1 protein-coding gene is annotated in these 1,642 nt (G+C 50.7%); it reads right to left on the minus strand.

Annotation, left to right across the window (positions count from 1 at the left end):
• Window positions 1-1,642: DUF4347 domain-containing protein (locus tag QUA42_RS27535; protein ID WP_333141850.1), on the minus strand; the 1,642-nt coding region annotated here is incomplete at both ends.

The raw sequence follows: 1,642 nt of genomic DNA on the forward strand, positions 1-1,642 counted from the left end.
GTTTTTTTGACAGGCCACTGAAAATTGCCACCTTGGTCAGTTAGTTCGCTGCTGGTGTGCTGCTGAATGCCAAACTCATTCCCCGCCGTGTTGTTAGAAAAAATCGTGTTCTTGACGCTGACAGGCTTTCCCGACGCCGCCGAGATACCTCCGCCCACCCAACGGGCGGAATTATCGGCAATGGTGGTGTTGACTATCGTTGTGGGGGCATAAAGAGCCATTGCACCACCGACATTGCCGTAAAAGTCGGTAGTCCCACTAACTTGGTTGCCAGAAAAGGTGCTGTTGGTAATCGTGGTAGGCGCATCCATGATCCACATTGCGCCACCTTGACCGGGGGCTTTGTTACCAGCAAAAGTGGTGTTGGAGACCGTAAGTCCTTTGTTGAGGCCGTTGCTCAAGTTTACCAACCCGCCTCCAACTCCGTCGTTGCCACCGGGAAGCGACAGAATTTCGTTGTTTTGGAAGGTGCTGTCTGCAATACTTACGCTGTCTTGGGTGCCGGTAAACAGATAAGCTGCTCCGCCTTCGCCTCGCCCTTTGTTGCCCTGAAATACACTTTTGGTGATCTTAATTGTGCCGGAAGCTTCGCTGGGATTGCTGGCTCGATCGGTATATAGTGCGCCGCCGAAACCTCTTAAGAAATCATTGGACTTCCCTGTGGCAAAAGTGGCTGCTGTGGTGTCGTTGCCGATGAATCGGGAGTTGTCAATTGTCAGCTTACCTTGAAGGCTGTTAATTGCCCCGCCGTTAATTCCTTTGTTGTTGGTGAAGTCGCTGTTGGTGACTGTAATAGTTTTGAAACTCAAAAAGCCGATCGCGCCTGCACCACGTTCATCGTTAGCGGCGGTGGCTACGTTGCCGTTGAATTTACTGTTGGTAACAGTCAGGGTATTGTTGAAATTACCAAAAATTGCGCCACCGCCTTTATCGGCGACGTTGTTGTTGAACTGAACATTGTCTACTGTGAGGTTTACTTCGTCGGTTGTGCCGATCGCGCCACCTCGATCGGTTGTTTTGCCGTTAGTAATAATCAGGTTTTTGACCACCAAATTGGTAGCAGTTGCAACGTTGGCGTTGACAAAAAATGCGCGGGATGTGTTGTTGCCACTGATGGTTAAACCGGGTGCGGCGGCGCCGTCAATGGTGATATTTTTGCCTACGGGAATATCGAGTTGACCGCTGGTGAGGGTAATGGTTTGGCTGGCTAAACCTGGAGCGAAGGTAATGATATCGCCTGCAACAGCGGTGGCTAGCGCAGCTCTTAATGAACCGGGCCCGCTATCGCTATTGTTGGCTACTACGATCGTAGCTAAATTACCTTGGTAACTTGCCATCGCATCGGCCTCCAAGGCTAAGGGAGAATCAATTTGGCCCCTAGAAAATTCTAAATTCCAGTCGCCGCCACTGCCGGTTGTGTTGGTGGATGCCGCAACGTCAGCCCCGGTTAATTGACTGAAGCGATCGACGAAATTAGCACCTGTATCGGCGGCTACATCGCAGCCGTACAGCATGATGTCTGCTTCTGGGGCTAGTGAACTTTGCCATTTCTCCAACTGGCTTTTGTATTGCTCTATGTTATCTGAACCCAGAGCGGTATTGCCTAGTTGTAGGCTGCCTGAACTGCCGTGAGAAATAATGT

Source organism: Microcoleus sp. Pol11C2, from assembly GCF_036701505.1.
Taxonomy (GTDB): domain Bacteria; phylum Cyanobacteriota; class Cyanobacteriia; order Cyanobacteriales; family Microcoleaceae; genus Microcoleus.